Annotated in this window: 11 protein-coding genes; 4 read left to right on the top strand and 7 right to left on the bottom strand. The window is 56.0% G+C overall.

The window, feature by feature from the left end; all coding sequences use genetic code 11:
• Nucleotides 1-251 precede the first annotated feature (251 nt).
• Nucleotides 252-1,514, top strand: a complete 1,263-nt coding sequence (locus tag NITLEN_RS05390; protein WP_281267786.1) for a threonine ammonia-lyase — start codon at nucleotides 252-254, stop codon at nucleotides 1,512-1,514.
• 120 nt (nucleotides 1,515-1,634) lie between these two features.
• On the opposite strand, the gene NITLEN_RS05385 is transcribed toward NITLEN_RS05390, so the two are convergent.
• Nucleotides 1,635-2,582 (bottom strand): alpha/beta hydrolase family protein, encoded by a 948-nt coding sequence (locus NITLEN_RS05385; RefSeq protein ID WP_121988580.1) that lies wholly within the window; start codon nucleotides 2,580-2,582, stop codon nucleotides 1,635-1,637.
• A gap of 228 nt (nucleotides 2,583-2,810) precedes the next feature.
• Between NITLEN_RS05385 and NITLEN_RS05380 the strand changes: the two genes are divergently transcribed.
• On the top strand, nucleotides 2,811-3,764 hold the full coding sequence (locus NITLEN_RS05380) for an AraC family transcriptional regulator (protein WP_121988579.1): 954 nt from the start codon (nucleotides 2,811-2,813) through the stop codon (nucleotides 3,762-3,764).
• Here NITLEN_RS05380 and NITLEN_RS05375 read toward each other — a convergent pair.
• The 4 genes from NITLEN_RS05375 to NITLEN_RS05360 all read right to left on the bottom strand — a co-directional run bounded on the left by NITLEN_RS05375 (nucleotide 3,748) and on the right by NITLEN_RS05360 (nucleotide 9,486).
• On the bottom strand, nucleotides 3,748-4,812 hold the full coding sequence (locus tag NITLEN_RS05375) for a phospholipase A (RefSeq protein ID WP_121988578.1): 1,065 nt from the start codon (nucleotides 4,810-4,812) through the stop codon (nucleotides 3,748-3,750). The genes NITLEN_RS05380 and NITLEN_RS05375 overlap by 17 nt on opposite strands.
• Nucleotides 4,813-5,063: 251 nt before the next feature.
• On the bottom strand, nucleotides 5,064-7,676 hold the full coding sequence (locus NITLEN_RS05370) for a response regulator (protein ID WP_181416646.1): 2,613 nt from the start codon (nucleotides 7,674-7,676) through the stop codon (nucleotides 5,064-5,066).
• A gap of 411 nt (nucleotides 7,677-8,087) precedes the next feature.
• Nucleotides 8,088-8,777 carry a hypothetical protein gene (locus NITLEN_RS05365; RefSeq protein WP_121988576.1) on the bottom strand — a complete coding sequence of 230 codons (690 nt, stop codon included), beginning with the start codon at nucleotides 8,775-8,777 and terminating at the stop codon, nucleotides 8,088-8,090.
• 133 nt (nucleotides 8,778-8,910) lie between these two features.
• Entirely contained in the window at nucleotides 8,911-9,486 is a 576-nt protein-coding gene (locus NITLEN_RS05360; RefSeq protein ID WP_121988575.1) for a hypothetical protein, read from the bottom strand.
• Between the two features lie 475 nt (nucleotides 9,487-9,961).
• Here NITLEN_RS05360 and NITLEN_RS05355 point away from each other — a divergent pair, with 475 nt between their 5' ends.
• Nucleotides 9,962-10,183: a hypothetical protein gene (locus NITLEN_RS05355; RefSeq protein ID WP_121988574.1), complete on the top strand. Its 222-nt coding sequence runs from the start codon at nucleotides 9,962-9,964 to the stop codon at nucleotides 10,181-10,183.
• Nucleotides 10,184-10,736: 553 nt separating this feature from the next.
• Here NITLEN_RS05355 and NITLEN_RS05350 read toward each other — a convergent pair.
• Complete coding sequence (locus NITLEN_RS05350; protein ID WP_181416645.1) at nucleotides 10,737-13,163, bottom strand: metallophosphoesterase family protein; 2,427 nt, start codon at nucleotides 13,161-13,163, stop codon at nucleotides 10,737-10,739.
• A 343-nt stretch (nucleotides 13,164-13,506) separates the two neighbouring features.
• Here NITLEN_RS05350 and NITLEN_RS05345 point away from each other — a divergent pair, with 343 nt between their 5' ends.
• Nucleotides 13,507-14,148, top strand: coding sequence for a zinc metalloprotease (locus NITLEN_RS05345; RefSeq protein WP_121988572.1), 642 nt, complete (start codon nucleotides 13,507-13,509; stop codon nucleotides 14,146-14,148).
• 238 nt (nucleotides 14,149-14,386) lie between these two features.
• Here NITLEN_RS05345 and NITLEN_RS05340 read toward each other — a convergent pair whose 3' ends face one another.
• Complete coding sequence (locus tag NITLEN_RS05340) at nucleotides 14,387-16,777, bottom strand: YncE family protein (RefSeq protein WP_121988571.1); 2,391 nt, start codon at nucleotides 16,775-16,777, stop codon at nucleotides 14,387-14,389.
• Between the last annotated feature and the right edge of the window lie 549 nt (nucleotides 16,778-17,326).

Genomic DNA, 17,326 nt, shown 5'->3' with positions numbered 1-17,326 from the left:
GTGATTTGGCTAGGAGGGGAGAGCTCATACCGTGAACTGGCTTGATACGCCTGATGGTGGGTGCTATAAATTGCGAGTAGCGAGCAGTACACCGCAGCGGGTTGTGACACGATGAACAGCATTCGGCAGAGTATCGGGATGAGCCTGGCGGCGATGATGATCGTCGCTTCCGCCTGAGCCCGTCTGCCCCGAGAGCGATATCGATGCAGCAAACGGCCTCTGGCGGATTCGATTCCGCCGGGGGCTTTTTTATGGCCTGCGCGCAATACGAACAGGGAGATGCATATGAAAAGGAGAGCCGGGTCATGGTGAATTCTGAATCGATCGAAGCCGCCGCTGTCCGGATCAGACCGTCGATCTACGAGTCTCCGCTGGTGCACTCGAAAATGCTGTCCAGGCTGACGGGGAATGCAATTTTCTTGAAGCTGGAAAACCTGCAGATGACCGGATCGTTCAAGGAGCGCGGCGCGTTGAATCGCATTTTGACCATGACGGAGGCCGAGCGTCGGCAGGGAGTCATCGCGGCGTCGGCAGGCAACCACGGGCAAGGTGTGGCCTATCATGCGACCCAACGCAATATTCCAGCCCAGATCTGGATGCCGCGGATGACGCCCCTGATTAAACTGTCCGCGACCCGTGGCTATGGTGCCGATGTCGTCCTGCACGGAGACAGCTATGACGAAGCCTGCGAGGCGGCGGTCGAGCGGAGTGTGGAGAGAGGGGCCACGTTCATCCATCCCTTCGATGACGATGACGTGATTGCGGGGCAAGGAACCATCGGGTTGGAGCTTCTCCAGCAGAATCCGGAGTTGGACGTGATTGTCGTGCCGGTCGGAGGGGGCGGGCTGATTGGCGGCATCGGCTGCGCGGTCAAAGGGCGCCGTGCTCAGATTGAGGTGATCGGCGTCCAGACCGCGCGCTTGCCGTCGATGCAAACGGCGTTGCAGAACCGGAGCCCGGTCGATCTTCCCGCAAAATCGACGTTGGCGGACGGGATCGCCGTTCGGCGGGCTGGCCAGCGCACATTGCCGCTCGTGAGCCGGTATGTCGATCGGATCGTGACCGTCGATGAGGCCGACATCGCGGAAGCGATTTTGATATTGCTGGAGGGCGAGAAAACCGTGGCGGAAGGGGCGGGCGCCGTGGCGCTGGCCGCTGTCCTCCAAAATAAAATGGGGTATCGCGGTAAGAACATCGCAGTGTTGGTGTCCGGCGGCAATCTTGACGTCAATTTGCTGGCGAGAATTATCGAGCAGGGGATGGTGCGGGATGGACGGCGCTTGCGCTTGCGCGTGCTGCTGCCGGACTATCCCGGCGCGCTGGAGGGGCTGACGGCGGTTATTTCCAAGGCGCGCGCCAATATCGTGGAGACCTCGTATAACCGCGCGCACTATGGCGTGAGCCTGAACGAAGCCGCCATCGATATCACCATGGAAACGCGCGGCCGCGATCATGCGTCCGAATTGCTGGAAGCGCTTACGGCGGCGCGCTACGAATTTAACGTGATCCAATAGGCGGCGGGGTGCCAGGAATGGCTGGACGACTCGGTGCTCGACTGTCCGAGCGCCGCACTCCGGTTATCCGCATATGCCGGGAGCGTACCATTACTAGTACGCTCCCGGTGCGGCGGTCTTCTACTTCATATATTTCGCGAGGAAGGTGAGGACGGTTTCAGGACGCCGACCGAAGTCGTTGTACCCGTCTTTGAATCGTCTGGTCGTATTCTCGATCCAATATAATTCCTTCTCCTTGCTGCCGAGGAGATCGAACGTCTTTTGCGCATCTTCGGGATTTCTCGTCCAAGAGTCTTTCCGCACCTGCACCATGAGCACAGGCATCTTCACGCTGGCAGCCCACAGGTGCGGGGTCATCTCGGCGGCGACGAACGCACCCATCTTGAGCAGTTCCAGATCGATTAATTCCTGATACTGCCGCACGCCCTGTAAATCCGAGAACGCATCGTAAATCGCCCCCATGGAGACGACCATGGGGCTCACCATGCAGCGCACGTTGGTGAACAGATCGGGCCGGCGGTGGATGGCATGATATTGGGAGTTACCGCCCATGCACTGGCTGTAGAGCGCGACCTTCATCGTCGAGAGGGCTGGATGGTTGTCTACGTATTTTTTCACCCCGACGCAATCCCGCCACTCCCAATTCCCGATGCCGCACAAGCCGCCGTTTGCGGCACTGCTGTTGCCGTGATTGCGGATGTCATAGGTGAGCACGTTGTAGCCCGCATCGGTGAGATGTTTGTACTGGAGCACGAAGTCGATTTCCACCGCGTCGTACAGGCTCCAGGGTTCGCCCAGATGCCCGGGGAATCCGGCGCGACACATCGGCAATGCGTGGTTGAAGATCACGAGTTTGTTGCTCTCGCCGCCTTTGGCTGGGATGTACCAGGCCTCCAACGGAGTGCCGTCATCGGACGGAATGACAAGATCCTTCCAGCCGGTCATGCCGTGATCGTCAGGCGTTTTAAACAGCACGCTGCGGAGGGGCTTCACAATGTTGGCCAGCCCTTTCACCTTGGCGTGATCCGCTGGAGAAATCGTCTTGAGTTGTTCCAAGGCCTTGTCCATTCTCTCCTTCGACATTCGACTCATCTAGGCACCTCCTGTGGTATGCACCAATCGCTCTGCGAGCGATTCTGAGATTGAAGCGCCGACCGCGCTGTCTACTCTTTGTACTTTTAGGCAGCGCAGGGTCGCTAGACTGATCCTGCTCAATTATTGCCTGATACTCTGAATCGTTGAGAGCCCGACTTGTCTCGCCCTCTGCCATCTGGTAACCTTCGGTCCGTGGAAACCATGCATGCATGGCTGAATGAACAGGGGATTACGAGTGCCGGCTTTTCCGTGGCGCTTGACGGATTGAAGATGAGCATTGCCCGATGGACCGAGCCCGGCGACCGGCTCTCAACCGCCATTCCGGGTTTGTCGCTCTTCCGCCGGGACGCCCCGACGCAGCCGATGACCTATCTGTTCGAACGAAGCATCTGCGTGGTTGCGCAAGGGGTCAAACAGGTGCTGCTCGGCGACGATACGTATGTGCACCACTCGCGTCAGTTCTTGATCACCTCCGTGGATCTCCCCGTCGTATGCCGGGTGCTCGACGCGAGCCGGGAGTCTCCGTATCTGAGCCTCCTCCTGACGATCGATCAACGGGAGATGGCGCTGTTGATGGCGGACAATAACTTGCCACCGCCGCGCGCACAGCAATCGAGTCGCGGCATGGCGATCGGCGACGTCACGCTGCCGTTGCTGGCGGCCTTTCAACGATTGGTCGATCTGCTTGATGAGCCGAAGGATATCCCGATCCTCGGACCGATCATCCAACGGGAAATCGTCTATCGGTTACTCGTGGGCGATCAAGGAGCCCATCTGCGCCAGATGGCGCTGGCGGGCACTCAGAGCCGGCAGATTGCGCAGGCCATCTATTGGTTGAAAGACAATTTCAATAAGCCGTTTCGTATTGAGGCGCTGGCCGATCAAGTCAATATGAGCGCCTCGACCTTTCATCACCACTTCCGAACCGTGACGGCGATGAGTCCGCTGCAGTACCAAAAGTGGCTGCGGTTGAATGAAGCGCGGCGTTTGATGTTCGCTGAGCGGCTGGATGCTACCACTGCGGCGTTGCAGGTCGGATATGAAAGCCCCTCCCAATTCAGCCGTGAATACAGCCGCTCGTTCGGCGCGCCTCCCATGCGCGACATTGAGCGGCTGCGAGACGCGGCCTCGCGCTCGCCTACATCCAGTCAATGAGCAGGACTCCTGCGCCAACCGTTGTTTGGTAGTGGTTATAATCGATCAGGCTTTCGCCGTATCCGGTGAAGAGTTGCACGTAGCCTTTGATCTGGTGGTAGAGCGGAAAGCTCCAGTTCAGCTGTGTGGCGCCATGAAAGTTCCAGAAGTTGAGGTTGCTGCGCAGCAACAGTGAAAGATTGTGGCCGCCGATGGCGTAGGTAGCCAGGATATCGCCCCGTCCAATGTAGTCCGTGATATCGGGATTGTTATTGTCGGTCCAGTCTTCCCGGATGCGGTGCCAGGGCCTGATGGTCAATCCAAAGGCACCTCGCTCGAATCCGAATTGCGCATAGACCCGATTCCAGCTTCGTGACAGCGGATCCGTCCGCCCGTTGGATTGGTGGACAATGCCAAGGTTGATGAAGCGGCCCTTCAAGCCGAAGAGGTCGTAGTCCGTATGGATCACGCCCATAATTTCAGGTTCGTAGTTGCTTTCACGGAAGGGCGCCGACTTGGACTTGTTATACATTTGGAAAAACGAGAGTTGCGTATAGCCCAGCCAGAGGTCGAAACGTTCCTTCAGCGTCAGCGCTTTAAGCTTGAAGGACAGTTGAAACTTCACTTCGGTGTCGGTATAGCCGAGCGACCGGGGAACGGTTCCTTGGGTGGGGCTGGACGGCTGATTGTTGACGCCGGAGGTATAGCGCGCCGGAAGGAAATAGATCGGTTTATGCGGGCGAATCGAAAACAGATCGTGCTGTGTGCCGGGGTCGAGTTCCCACCGGGTCCCCATCAGCGATGGCGTCGGAAGGCTATCCGTGGTTTGCGCGGCGCCCTCTAAGCCTGCCAGGTCGTAGCACCTCAATCGTGCGTCGTCCGACTCAATCGTCTGGCATGTCGCGGTGCGCGGTGCCGCCGCCGTGGAGGTGTCATTCTCGGCGTGGGCCACGCCTGTCGTGACGGCGCCCGCGAGGGCCTGCAGGCAACAGAGGATCAACCAGTGGACGGCCAGCGCGCGGACGGCCTTCTTGTGAAGCGGAAGCGAATGGTCGTTGCAGGCTGTCATTGTCGCGGATCGAGAGGATTGCGATGCGGCGTCGCGCCGCCATAGAGGGCTGCGGGTAGAGCTATTCAGCAATGGTAGGGTCCGCGTTGAGTTCTGTGTTGCCAAGGCAGACACTCCTCCGATGTTTGCGCGATCATCATACGCGCAGTCGGAAAATCTTTGCTACCCCAATGAAGGTAAGGCGTTGGCGGCAACGCTTGCCGGGCCCACTTGGTTATCGAAGCTCGGAGGAGTGTGAGTGAAGGGTGTGTCTAGGCCGCTTGTCGAGAAGGCGCGGAGGTCAGGCAGGCTTGAATGAGACTCAAGAGTGCGTGCTTCTTAATCGGTTTGGCTAGATGGGCCGAGCATCCGGCCGCCAGACATTGCGTGATATCTTCCTGAAAGGCATTGGCCGTCAGGGCGATGATGGGTGTCATCGGGCGGCCCTGCTGCTGTTCCCATGCTCGGATGATAGCCGTTGCCGTGAGCCCATCCATGATGGGCATTTGAATATCCATCAGCACGAGATCAACGCTGGCGGATTGAAAGTGTTCGACCGCGAGCGCGCCATTTTCCACACTGATTACCTGATAGCCGGTGGACTTGAGGAACAGCTTGACGATCTCGCGATTATCTTCGATATCTTCTGCCAGCAAGATACGGCCGGTTGTCTGTGCCGGCGATACCGGCGGTGGCGCGGGGGGCGCCGCCTGCGCCGGTGCGGCTGCTGGAACGTCGGCGCTGGCCGCGGAGGATTCCGGCCTGGGGTCGGTCAGTAGCGTGTCGATGGTTTTCAGCAGGGCGGAGCGGCGAATGGGCTTGTTCAAAAACCGTCGAATGCCGGCGCGCGTGGCGCGAGCCCGGTCGCCGGCTCGCAGGTCGGAGGTCAGCAGGATCGAAGGAATCGCCGCCAGTTCCGGCTTCGCTTGCAGCGCTTCGGCTACCACGAATCCGTCCATGTCCGGCATATAACAATCTAAGAGGAGGAGGTGCGGCAGCGTCTCATTCTGCCGCGCGTCCTCCAACTGAGTGAGCGCTTCCGGCCCGGAGCGGGCTTCCGACACGATCACTCCAGTCTGAGACAGCACCGTGCGGAGCGCCAGGCGATTGGTGTCATTGTCGTCGACGATCAAAATTCGCCGCTCAACCGGCATGGTGAGATGGGGTGCCGCGGCCGTGAGCGTGTGCGCCGGGGGTAGGGGAATCGTGAGATGGATGGTGGTACCGATCCCAAGCGTGCTGGTGGCCCATATCCGCCCCGCCATCAATTCGGCTAAGTGTCTCGATATGCTGAGTCCTAATCCCGTTCCTCCGTATTGTCTCGTGGTCGAGGAATCGACTTGTGTAAACCGTTCAAAGATGTGATCGACCCTGTCGGCGGGAATGCCGATCCCTGTGTCGGTGACGTGAAATGACAGGCATTCGGACTCAGACAGAGACGGTTCCGCCCGCAAGACAATCTCGCCTCGCACGGTAAATTTGACGGCGTTACCGACTAAGTTGACAAAGATTTGCCGCAGCCGCGTCGGATCGCCGCGCACATATCGGGGGAGCCGGGGGTCCAAGTGAAGGATCAGCTCAAGCCCTTTTGAGGAGGCGCGTTGCGCCATGAGTTCCCCCACGGATTCGATGACGTCGACCAGATCGAACGAGATACATTCCAATTCCATCTGGCCGGCTTCGATTTTTGACAGGTCCAGAATGTCGTTGATCAGGCTCAAGAGGGCGTTCGTGGCGCGGCCGAAGCGGTCGACGTAGGTTTGCTGTTCCTCAGAGAGGGCTGTTTCCTGGAGCAGTTCGGTCATACCAATGATGGCATTCATCGGTGTGCGAATCTCGTGGCTCATGCAAGCGAGAAATGCGCTCTTTGCCAGGCTGGCGGATTCGGCCGCCTGTTTCGCGATCTCTAAGTCAGCGGTGCGTGTGGCCACGAGGGTTTCGAGCCGGGCCTGATGCTGCTGCAGGTCCTCCTCTGCCTGCCGGCGTTCTCCATCGAGTGCGGCTAAGTTGCGCTGCGCTTCTGCCAGCCTGCCGAGAATGGAAGGGACCTGTGCTGGGTTGAGAGCGATCGCTTCAGTGAAGTGTCCCTGTCCGAGTCGGTCCATATGCGTGTAGAGCCGGTCTACCGTCGTGCCGAGGATGTGATAGAGACTTCGGTGCGTATTGTAGAGCACCCCCACGAGGAGCATGCCGATACCGATTAAGATCCACAGGGCTCGATCGGCATGGGCCTGCTGACGCTCAACGGCGTTCAGTGTGCGGGCATCGATCAGGCGCGCAAACTCACCGATCGGGGCCATAATCCGGCTTCTGGCCTGGAGATAGGTCTCATCGTGCACCAGATTGATGGCGGCCAGCCGTGTCGAGAGCGGTACCGGTGAGTGCTGTTCCACCATGGCAATCGCGGCAAACTCACGGGTGGTCAGATCGTCGGAGCGCTGCATCGATTCTTTCAGCTTGGCCAGTTCCTCGTCGGTGACTCCAACCGCGGCGAGCTTTGTTAGAAGCGCTTCCGGTGGCCCCATTGGCGTCGGGCGGCGGTCATCCAGCTGCACCATGTCCCAATACACGTGGTGATAGTCGACCGGGCGAGGGCTGGTCCCATTCCGGATCGCGATAATTTCCTGAAAGTGTTTTTTGTAGAGCGGGTTGCCGGTAGTCAGATAGGTGCGCACCATTCGCGTGAGGTCGTCGGAGGATTGGCGTAATTCCTGCGCAAGCTGGAGGGCTGTCTCACGCACGGCACTCGCTTCGGCGACCTCATGCTGCACCTGGACATAGAGGGCAAACTGCCCTGCCAGGGCCGCGAACAATCCCAAGATCAGCCAGAGGTGCCGGACAAATCGAGCCGTGGAGATGCCGGGGTTTTTTATACGAGCAGTCACAAGTGTATCGGCATCTATCAAGGTTAAAGATTGAAGGGGTCCTGCCATGCAGGATGTAGGGCGCTACGAGTCTTCTCGGTTTCTTAGGAAAGAGTCTTGAGGCAGTGGGGGCGGCGAAGCCGAATGAGTGCTTGGCCGCGAAGGCCTCTGCTCTTGCAGCTCAGTCTTTCCTCTTGGTGCAATACATTTTTCTTGTAACCCCTTGGCTTTCTGACTATTTCTGTCGCCTCTCGGCCGGGCAAAGGTAGGACCGGATAGCTATGAAAGAGGAGTATGCAAAGGGGGAGCGGGCTTCCGAAAAACGGATTCTCTTGTATCCTCAGAGCTTCGAAGCTTCCAGTGGCCGAAAGATGAAGGTTATGGAGAAGGCTCAGGCACCTTTTTCTTAGTCTCGTCCGTCGTCACCGGCGTTTAGTCGTTCACGCCCACGCCGATCACGAGTAGAACCGCATAGTCCTGTTTCGCGCAGCCCTCGACCGGAGGCATCGCTCCCCCTGGCTTAACTGGAAACGCAGTCTTCTGCACGTTTGCCGGCGAGCACGAACTACCAGTCGCTGCCGGTGTATAGCGCGCGGAGCGGCAGGCCAGGTGCGTCACGTCGTAGAGCGTCGCGCCTTTATCGAGTTCCCAGCGCCGGTCGCCATTCCTGTCGGCGGGATGAATGGTCAGCACCGCCGTCACGTCGCGGCGGCCCGTGACCATGTATTTGCCGGGAGGGAGCGGAAAGGTCGGCTGCTCCATGATTAAGCCGTGTTCCTCCAGCCACCAGTCGGTGGCGTCGAATGTCCAGCGCGCCGGGGCAACTTCCCCTGCATCCTTCAACCGTTTATAGCTGGTCAGCTCGACGCCCCGAGGACCCGGGTCCAGAGGCCACAGACCCCACGATTGCGCGCCGCTCCCAGAGGTCGCACCTGGATCGCCCAACGCCGCGATGTACTGTGTCGATATGCGCTGGAACTTCGTCTGACCTTTGCCTGCGGCGCGGGCTTGGCTTGGACTCAGATCGAAGGAAGGGAGCAAGAACGAACCGAGCAGAAAGAGAACCAGGATGAGCAGAAAAAACGTAGAACGGGAAGAAGAGCAACTTTCTTTTATTGTCATCTTTGCTCCTGCGTCTCGATGCCTAGCAGAAAGCCGTGGGTCACTCTACTCTTTCCCGACCGACTGGTCCATCGGTCTGTGTTGTGAAGGGGAAAGGTAAAGACGTCGGATCGCCGCGCACCGCTAGTCATGCCTAGGCTTGGAGCAGGTGTACGGCCAAGAAGAAGGCGAAAATCTTGGTTGGGATACCCATGGTATCAGGCAAGTTGATTCGCATCTCCCGGACCGCCATGATCGCGGCACGTTCTTCAATGGTCCCAATGACGCCGGCATCGCTGTCAATTGAGTATCGGCGGCGAAACCAGCCATTTTTCCGCAGGAGCGTACCCTCGAACGGTTCCAGAAATCGCACGCGCCCGCGCGCGAAGATGCGAGGCGGGAAGCGCAGCTCCGCGACCGCGAGGCTTGTCGTTCCATCTGTCAGCGTAAAGCGTATATCGTTGATCCACCCGCGATCGAGGTACTCGAATTGGATGTCGTACCGATGGCTGGCGCAGGTGATCACGATCGTGCCATTCGACGAGTCTGAGCCATTCCACCGAATGCGCGCGTTTGTCGCCTGGGCCATCATGGGCCAGGTCACCTCCCCCAGAAGTTGCCCCGCGGGATCTCTGATCGTGTAGTGAAACCCGGAGAATGCGGATGTCTGGCATGCATGCAGGGGCGTGCGCCGGACCGTCTGCTCCGCTGCGGGGTCCTTATCGCTCATCGGCCACCTCCAACGCATGTGTACACACCAGACTGTTCGTACTCTATCCAGAGGAGAGGGTTTCGGTAAAATACTTTCACGATTCTGCGCGGTGAGGATGGCCGTGCATGCTGGTGTGAGTGCCCCGGGCGTCTCCGCGTTGTGTGAGGTCTGTGTCCTGCCCGTGCAACGGCGATGATCGGCCTTGCGCCTGGAAACTCAGAACATTCCCATTTTCCCTCCGTTCCAGCTCTTCCTTCCAAGACCGTTAGGGTCTGGCTACAATACTTGCCACGGAATCGACCATCTCATCGGCGGGAGCCTAAAGCTGGAGGGCGTGGCGGCGGCTGGGGGAAAGGGAGCCTGACAGCTGTTCTTTTCCACAAGTCTACACGTGGGTTTTACTCATCTTCTCGGGCGTGGCCGTCGATTGAATTAGTACGGACCCTTATATAGACTGCAGTGCATGAGGAAACGGTACTCACCATCAGAATGGATGGCAGCGCTTGAGCGGGATCCCGGTCTGCGGGGGCATTCTCCTGCTGCGACCGCGACACGCCTGAATATCAGCGAAGAGACAGTTGGCGCTTTGATATTGAGCGGAGCGCTCAATGTTGCAGACGTCTATGAAGACGGCGAGGTCGTGAATATCATCATTCCGGATCGCGATATACAGCGGCATGCGGCCAAGTCAGCAGAGATGAAGTTCGAGCAATAGGGGCGTTGATATTTGTCCTTTCCTGCCTTGCATCCCTCCTGCCCCTGAATATCCTGTTCTTTCTTCCTTTGCGATTCACGACATCGTTTTATTGCCGACGAGGTGGACGTCGCCGCTGTCACTCCTGTTGATTAGCGGTAGACTTCCTTGCGGTCTCCAATCTTCACGACCAGAACAATCAGTTTCTTGTCTTGAATCGTCTACACGATTCGATAGTCACCTTCGCATGGAAGAGTGGGGTCGTTGCTTGACTTTGCCCCCCTGGCGGCGGCTTCAGCGACCTTTCCGAAGTAGCAGGGACCGAGGCGTGGATTAGAAAGGGACCAGCTCCGCCTGGCCCTTTTATTTTCTTACATGCGAGCGAGAAAGCTGTAGTCAGAAAATGACTAAGAGTTCTGATCTTCTTCTCGAAGTATCCGAATGGGCTGAGCAGGTTTGTACTTTTCAATCAGCCGAAGTAATTCGGCTTTTCTCTCGACCGACAGAGATTCTTGTGAGGGAGTCTTGATGTTGATGATAGCAGGAGAAATGCTTGTCGCCTTCATAAAAGCTCCTATGGAGTCAGAGTATCGCTGGCAGGGTGGGTTGTCAAGGGAGGATCCTCAATCGTTTTGCTTAAGGCGGTAAAGCAAATCATGTTGAGCAATAGGAATAAGTCATCACGTTCTTTGGTTTTTTGAGGTGTCTCGTCTGCTGGCCTTTCAAGCATAAGGAGCTTCGAATCAGCACGCTTGGAGCCAATGTTCAAGACACCATAGATGAGCGATCCTTCATCGGGATTTGTGAGGGGCAAACAGAATAAAACCTCATGCGGTATCCCAGCCGGAGAGGGGTAGTTGGCCCATGGGAGATAGCCAAAAGGCGCTCGAGTTGTTTGATTGTTGGATTTAATAAATAGCCGCATGGCATTGGTCTTGTGACATCGGCCTGCGATTCCGTCTCCGTATGCAAGTGTCTTGGTTGCGCGTTCGTCTGTCACCAAATAATTGCCGCCTATAATCCGCAAGCATGCTTTTTCATGATCGTACACCATCAGGCTGACTTCGAGCGGGTCATGGGCTGAAGAGCCAACTCCTAATTTATCTCGTATGAGATCTTCTGCCACTCGAGCCACCTTCTGAAACTCATCCCAGTTTGTGCGGTTGAGCCCGGAACGATTCTTGCCCCAGGACAAATCCAGGAGAGTGCGTTGGAGTTGCTTCGTCGTTCCACTGAGGTGTGCGACCGCACGAGCTTCCGGCGGTTCGACATGACAGAGCCCCCAGCGAATGAGGAAGGTGGTATCAGGCGACGGATTATTGACAGTTAGTCTGATGACATTCGTTGCGGTGTCGTAGACCAGCCCGGCTCGATATTCCTGTTCGATGATATTGAGGCGCTGGCTGTCGGAATTTTCGACATTCAGTTCAGGCCGTCCCGCGATCTGGAATTTGGCTGGAAACTCGATGATGATTTCCAGACCATCGACAGGATAGGGGGGTGTGACAAGAACCGTTGATTCTGTGCGAGGCTGAGGGGGCTTGCCGTACCGTTCTTCGTGTTGTTGTACGCTCATTGCCACGCTATTCAGCGCGTGGAATTCTGTGAAGAAACTAAAGGGAGGATTGTTCGCATAGATGCCAGTTCCGAATTCGACCTGACCACATTGTTCTCTCAAGTTAAATCGTGTTGGGTCTGGGCGAAGATGGAGTGAAGGCGGACATTGCGCATCGAGCGGCCCGGCAATGAATCCCTCAATATGTCCACGGTCAACGCTGGCCTGGGACACTTGCGGCAGTTGGGTATAGCGTTGTGTTTGATTGACGATTTGAAAGTTCAGGAATTCTACGCGTTCTCGCGTATCGCCATCGGGAAAGACGGTGGTCACACTCTTGAGTGTTTTGGCTTTCATGCCATACGCCGTCTCTGCAAAGGTGCGCTGCCGGCGTATCGCCTCATGGATGGCTTCGATGTAGAACGATGGTTGGGGATGAAACGCTCCCCCGTGACTGAGGAACGGAGTGGCGTTCATGTTCAGGTTGGCGTCGAGTTCGAGATAGTAGAAATGAAACCCGTGAGGCTCCGGCAATGGATTGCCTCGAGTGAGCGTCCCTGCCCCGAGTACCCCGATTTGAAATTCCTCCGGCCGTTCTGCATTGACGGTTAACCGGCTGAAGTGAGGATGGTGTTTATGCCCGTGCAGGATCAGCCGAATGTGCTGGGCGGTCAGTTCGCTCAAAAAGGCTCCCGAGTTGCGCATGATCATTAAACGTTCCTGCTGGTGATCATGGGGGATCCCTATGGCGTGATGATGGGTCATGGCAATTCGATAGGCCAGCTGATTGGGTGGTTGAGGTGTGGGGTTGGTCAGAGGAGGAACGGGGACGGGGGTTTGTGTCGCGGTGATGAAATCCCGCAGCCGGACCATTCCCTCTGCCGAGAGGATCGGCTCCGTAGCGGAGTCAAAATAAAAGAGCTCTACGCAGATGTTGTTGATGAGAAACTGCTCGGGAGTGGAGCTGAGGCGATTGTGAAAGACCCTGCTGAATTGACTGATACACAAGAAGTGCAGGAGAGCAAGAATGACCATCATGCCGGTGGTAAGGAGGAAGACAGTCCAAAACGATAAGAGTCCCAAACACATGGCGAGTGAAAGGATGGCTCCGAAGAAGAGGCCGGTCAGGGGAATGGTCACCCAAGGTTGAACCGGAATAAGGCCGGTCAGCCGAACATCGTGATTTCCCGGGGTCATGCGAATATGACAGCGGTCTGTATCTCCGCGGCCGGAATTGAGTTTGGTATCCAACTCGTCAAGGTCACGCTTGGCTGAATTGAGGGTCCAGCCCCAGGGGGTGTCTACGCAATCACCAGTGATAAGCAAGAGATGAGGCTGTCGATCCACCGCTTTGAGGACGAAGTCTTTCCAGATCTCCGGGTTGAATTGTCGTCCCCAATGGGGATCTGAACAGTGAATAATACGAAAGGTATGAGGCGAGGGCATCGGTATCTCCTGATTTGAGCGAAGAAGCAGGGGCATTCTACTTTTTCAGGCTATCTTGGTCTACGGGCGACTGAGGGGAGGGGTGGTGAAGTGAGGGAGGCGAAGAAGGCACCGGACGGCCCACGCCGGGAAATGGTTCCTGACACCTTTTTCTTCCTCCCGGAGGTGATGGGGGAGAGCTGAGGGGTGGGGAGTCGAGGAAGACGCCGGACGGCTACGCGCTGGGAAACTCAGAATGTCTCAGTTCTTTCTCGTTTTCTTGTTCAATGAGAAGGCCGCTGGTAATCTTTTGCGTGACCATTGCTTGGGGTTCCATGGGGGCATTGGCTAGACGACGTTGAAAATGAGCTATTTTACCTGGCTGCAGGTTACCCTATTTATTCTCCTTCTCTACTTTGGGAAGGTTTCGAATGTTGCCTGCCTAATACAAGAACCTTATGTGCCAGTCGGTCTCAATGCACTCCAGGGCATCGGTCAGGTCTATTTTGTGCCGATTGGCACCTTTCCTCAGGACGTGTTGAATAGGCTCGTGACCTATTATCGAAATAAGTATGGCTTGAACATATCCGTACTTTCGGCACCGCTGCCAGCAGTAGTAGCGCACGCATTCAATGAGGAGCGAGGGCAGTATGTTGCAGAAGAAATCATCGCCATCTTAGAGCAAGCGACGGCCGCCTGGGAACCCAATTCCACCCTCATTGCGTTTACGGATCAGGATCTCTACATCCGTGAGTCTAGCTGGAGGTATGCATTTGGTTATAGATCAGATCAGCGAGCCATTGTTTCCTCAGCTAGGATGGATACTCGATTTATGGCTGTGTGGCCAATTGATTCTGAATGGAAAGGGAAACGGCTGCGCAAAATGGTCACGAAGTACATAGGTGTGCTTCACTATCGCCTATCATTGAGCTCGAATTGTCGCAGCCCATTATTTAGCAAGATTGGTGGGCCACAGGAGCTTGATTTCATGGAAGAGGATCTATGACCGGAAATGTGTCCATTTCTTCGACCATGAATTGACGAGACTGCGGACCTGAGTGAATCGGCAGCAGCCCTTTGGAAGGGAAGACTAGCGAACAAAGATTGCGGCGATGCTGGGATTGGAATCGACGATGCGGCAGCGGGGGAGGCTGAGGAAGCCGCTAGAAAAGTAGCCTGTCACCTTTTCCTTTTTTTGTCCCCTTAGTTTTTTCTATACCCTCCCTGGAGTCTTCAACAAGATGTCACGGCAATAAAGAAGTCCGAATCACATACATTTCTCTATTCTGACTCAAAAAGGCGAGGCCGTTCGTGCCATAGCGGGTCAAACTTGTGAGGAACGCCGGGGTATTGGATATGGGGACCTCGTTGCTGCCGACAAGCCCTAGAGTGGTTGTGTCAAATGCCTGCAATAGGGCGGTTGGTGCAAACACATCTTGTTTCAAGTAGAAAACACGCCTGGCAGTGCTGTCTGGTCGGACGAGATGGGTAAAATTGTTTGGAAAGAGGGGCGTGTTGCCGAGAACTGTGAGGGTGGCCGGATCAACAACGTTTCCTTCGCTGGTATAAATGCGGATGCCGTCGGACTGCATGACTTTCTGGAATGTCAGCGGCTGCAGGCTTACAGCATTTGAAACGGCAAGGCCGCTCGCACTGACAGCCATTTCAAAAAAACCCGCTCCCGTGGATCCCGTGTCGAACCCATAAAGTCTCTGAGCCGAATTCACGAAGGCTATCTGGTTCATTGAGAGCCTGATGCCGTTGAATGAGGGGGGAGTCGGGAACCTCACCGTGTTAGGCCGCTGAACCGCATCATCGTAGATGGCCACTTCATAGAAGTTTTCACCACAGCTCACACCAGGAGGAGAGCCTGTGATTTTCGAGACTGCCAGTGCACGAGGATTGCCGGGGAGAATTCTCATACTGGCGACTTGCAAGATACATTGCGGCTGAACAACATCGGGCCCAAGCTGGAGAGTTGCGTCGACGGTAAACGTCTGAAGATTGATGCGTTTGATCACGGACTCAGTATTAAGTGCTGCATACAGATAGTGTCCGTCGTCCGATATCACGAGGGTGCTTGGCCCGACAGAATTAAAGGCCTGTCCATTACCGAGAGAGAGCGAGTCGAGGATGGAACCGTTCGTGGGGTCTACTACGGCCACATTTCCAGGATTGCCCGGACGGGACACATAAAACACATTGCTGATGGGGTTATAGGCAAGGTCGTTGGCGATAATAGGGAATCTTCGCACATCGGCGGCAGAACCTGTACCTCGCTCATCTACGATCGCACCTGTCAGTTCCTCAACCGTGGTCTCAGTGATGCTGTCAAATGTCACAACGTCTAGGAGTCGAACAACTCCAAATCCTGAGGCAACCCAAATGGTCTGAACCTCGTTTTGGGAAAACGATTCTCTTGTGCTTGAGATCGTCACCGCAAGGGTAATAGTAGATTCGATTCGAAGCGTATTTGCATAGGTGCCAGCCGGTACAGTCACATTCTCATAGCCGATAACCTTGACGACCTGCTTGAACGAGGCGGTTTCATTTTTGCCATCGCCATCGAGATCTTGCGGGAAGTTGATTCCTGGCTTGTCAATTGAGGAAGTGATCGCGCCGGGGTAGAGGGGAAATCGCACTTCGGGGTATGGGGCGACTTGAGGGGTAAGAAAATCACCGGGGTCATTGTTTCCCCAATTTGCGAGCGCGCTGTTCGACTTGATGAAATACTCCTCGCTGGAGGAGCCGGTATTGAGACCATTGGTTTCGCTTGCAACAACGGTTGTGGTGGTGCCAATGATTCGTGTTCCGCTGATGGTCCGTCTGTTGGCGTAGGTGACGGGAGATTGTCCCGTGCCGGATTGAGTTCCTGTGTAGTCCCAGAAACTGTTTGGGCTAAGGGGAAAGTGATTGCCCACGTCACCTGGTCCGTCAATGGTTTGTCCTGGATTGGCCGCTGCTGTGAGAAATTCAGCTAAGGGTCCATTGGCCAATACAGCACTCCTTAACGTTGTGACGGTCGCATCGATGGTAGAAGAACTTGTTAAGGATCGTGCCGTTGTCATCACGGAGATCGCACCGGACAGGTCAGCCAATTCTTGCACGGTAAAGTTATTCAAGGTCGAGGGAGGATTCGAGGCAAGTTGCTCAAGAGCCAGTCGCACGGCTGTTTCTGAAACGGGGTCAAGATCAATGGAGTCCGACACCACAAAGGCGCGCATCTGGACCGCTCCACTGATGACACGAACGATGAGATCGCTGGCGAATTGAAGATTGAGGTTTGTCAGGTTGAAAGAATACCTTCCCCCTGTGGTTTGTGTAGTAGAAATAATGGAGAACCCGGAACCGTTTCCAGTCAATCGCCCGAGCTGAACGACTGTACCGTCCGGCACGGCACTGGATCCAGAGATGCCAGCGTAGGCTGCTGAAGAGAAAAGATTGGCAAAGAACTGTGCGGGGCTCTTTAGGTTTAGCGCGATCTGTCCACCGGGAGCCTGGACGGATCCAGACACCGTCGTGCCAGCGGCTGAAGAGCCGCTCAGCGGAGCGGATCCCCCACTGCTTCCTTCTCCCCCACTGCATGAAATGAGACTGCCTGCGATGAGAACAAGAAGCAGGTGAGATAGTAGCATTAGCCGCTCCTGTGACAAATGCTAGTAGGGTGCCTAAGTATGATATTAGAATCAATACCTACTTTAGGTGGATTGAAAAAATAGGAGAAACTTCCCTCAATGCTGGATCTCGACAGTGAGCAAGGTGGAAAGAAGAGGGGACAGACTGCTTATTCTTGCGATGTGACAGCTGCTTCGCGGACCTTACTGATCCATGCCTCAGATTCCGCGCGGACAAATCGCCGAGCACGCCTGCCATGTTCTGAATCGAGGGGACGGGGGGACGACCGTCTTCAGCCAAGATCGATCAATCACTGTTTGAACATGAACTGGTCACGCTTCTCACTTGCGTGAATCGGCAGCAGCCATTTGGAAGGGAAGACTGGCAAGCAAAGATTGCGGCGACGCTGGGCTTGGAATCGACGCTACGGCAGCGGGGGGAGGTCGAGGAAACTGCTAGAAAAGTAGCCTGAGCTGGCCCGGGTTTCGTGGACACCAGGTTAAGAGTCACTGCTCCGTCGCTCAAATTCCAGCGGACTGAGATACGCCAGACTCTGATGGAGTCGCTGA

Origin of the sequence: Nitrospira lenta (assembly GCF_900403705.1) — a bacterium.
GTDB lineage: Bacteria > Nitrospirota > Nitrospiria > Nitrospirales > Nitrospiraceae > Nitrospira_D > Nitrospira_D lenta.
This window is presented reverse-complemented; position numbering and strand designations above follow the sequence as displayed.

Coding starts and splice junctions, on each gene's coding strand:
- NITLEN_RS05350 (WP_181416645.1), bottom strand. CDS start 13,163: ATGCCCTCGCCTCATACCTTTCGTATTATTCACTGTTCAGATCCCCAT.
- NITLEN_RS05390 (WP_281267786.1), top strand. CDS start 252: ATGGCCTGCGCGCAATACGAACAGGGAGATGCATATGAAAAGGAGAGC.
- NITLEN_RS05360 (WP_121988575.1), bottom strand. CDS start 9,486: ATGAGCGATAAGGACCCCGCAGCGGAGCAGACGGTCCGGCGCACGCCC.
- NITLEN_RS05385 (WP_121988580.1), bottom strand. CDS start 2,582: ATGGACAAGGCCTTGGAACAACTCAAGACGATTTCTCCAGCGGATCAC.
- NITLEN_RS05355 (WP_121988574.1), top strand. CDS start 9,962: ATGGCAGCGCTTGAGCGGGATCCCGGTCTGCGGGGGCATTCTCCTGCT.
- NITLEN_RS05380 (WP_121988579.1), top strand. CDS start 2,811: ATGCATGCATGGCTGAATGAACAGGGGATTACGAGTGCCGGCTTTTCC.
- NITLEN_RS05375 (WP_121988578.1), bottom strand. CDS start 4,812: ATGACAGCCTGCAACGACCATTCGCTTCCGCTTCACAAGAAGGCCGTC.
- NITLEN_RS05365 (WP_121988576.1), bottom strand. CDS start 8,777: ATGACAATAAAAGAAAGTTGCTCTTCTTCCCGTTCTACGTTTTTTCTG.
- NITLEN_RS05345 (WP_121988572.1), top strand. CDS start 13,507: ATGAGCTATTTTACCTGGCTGCAGGTTACCCTATTTATTCTCCTTCTC.
- NITLEN_RS05340 (WP_121988571.1), bottom strand. CDS start 16,777: ATGCTACTATCTCACCTGCTTCTTGTTCTCATCGCAGGCAGTCTCATT.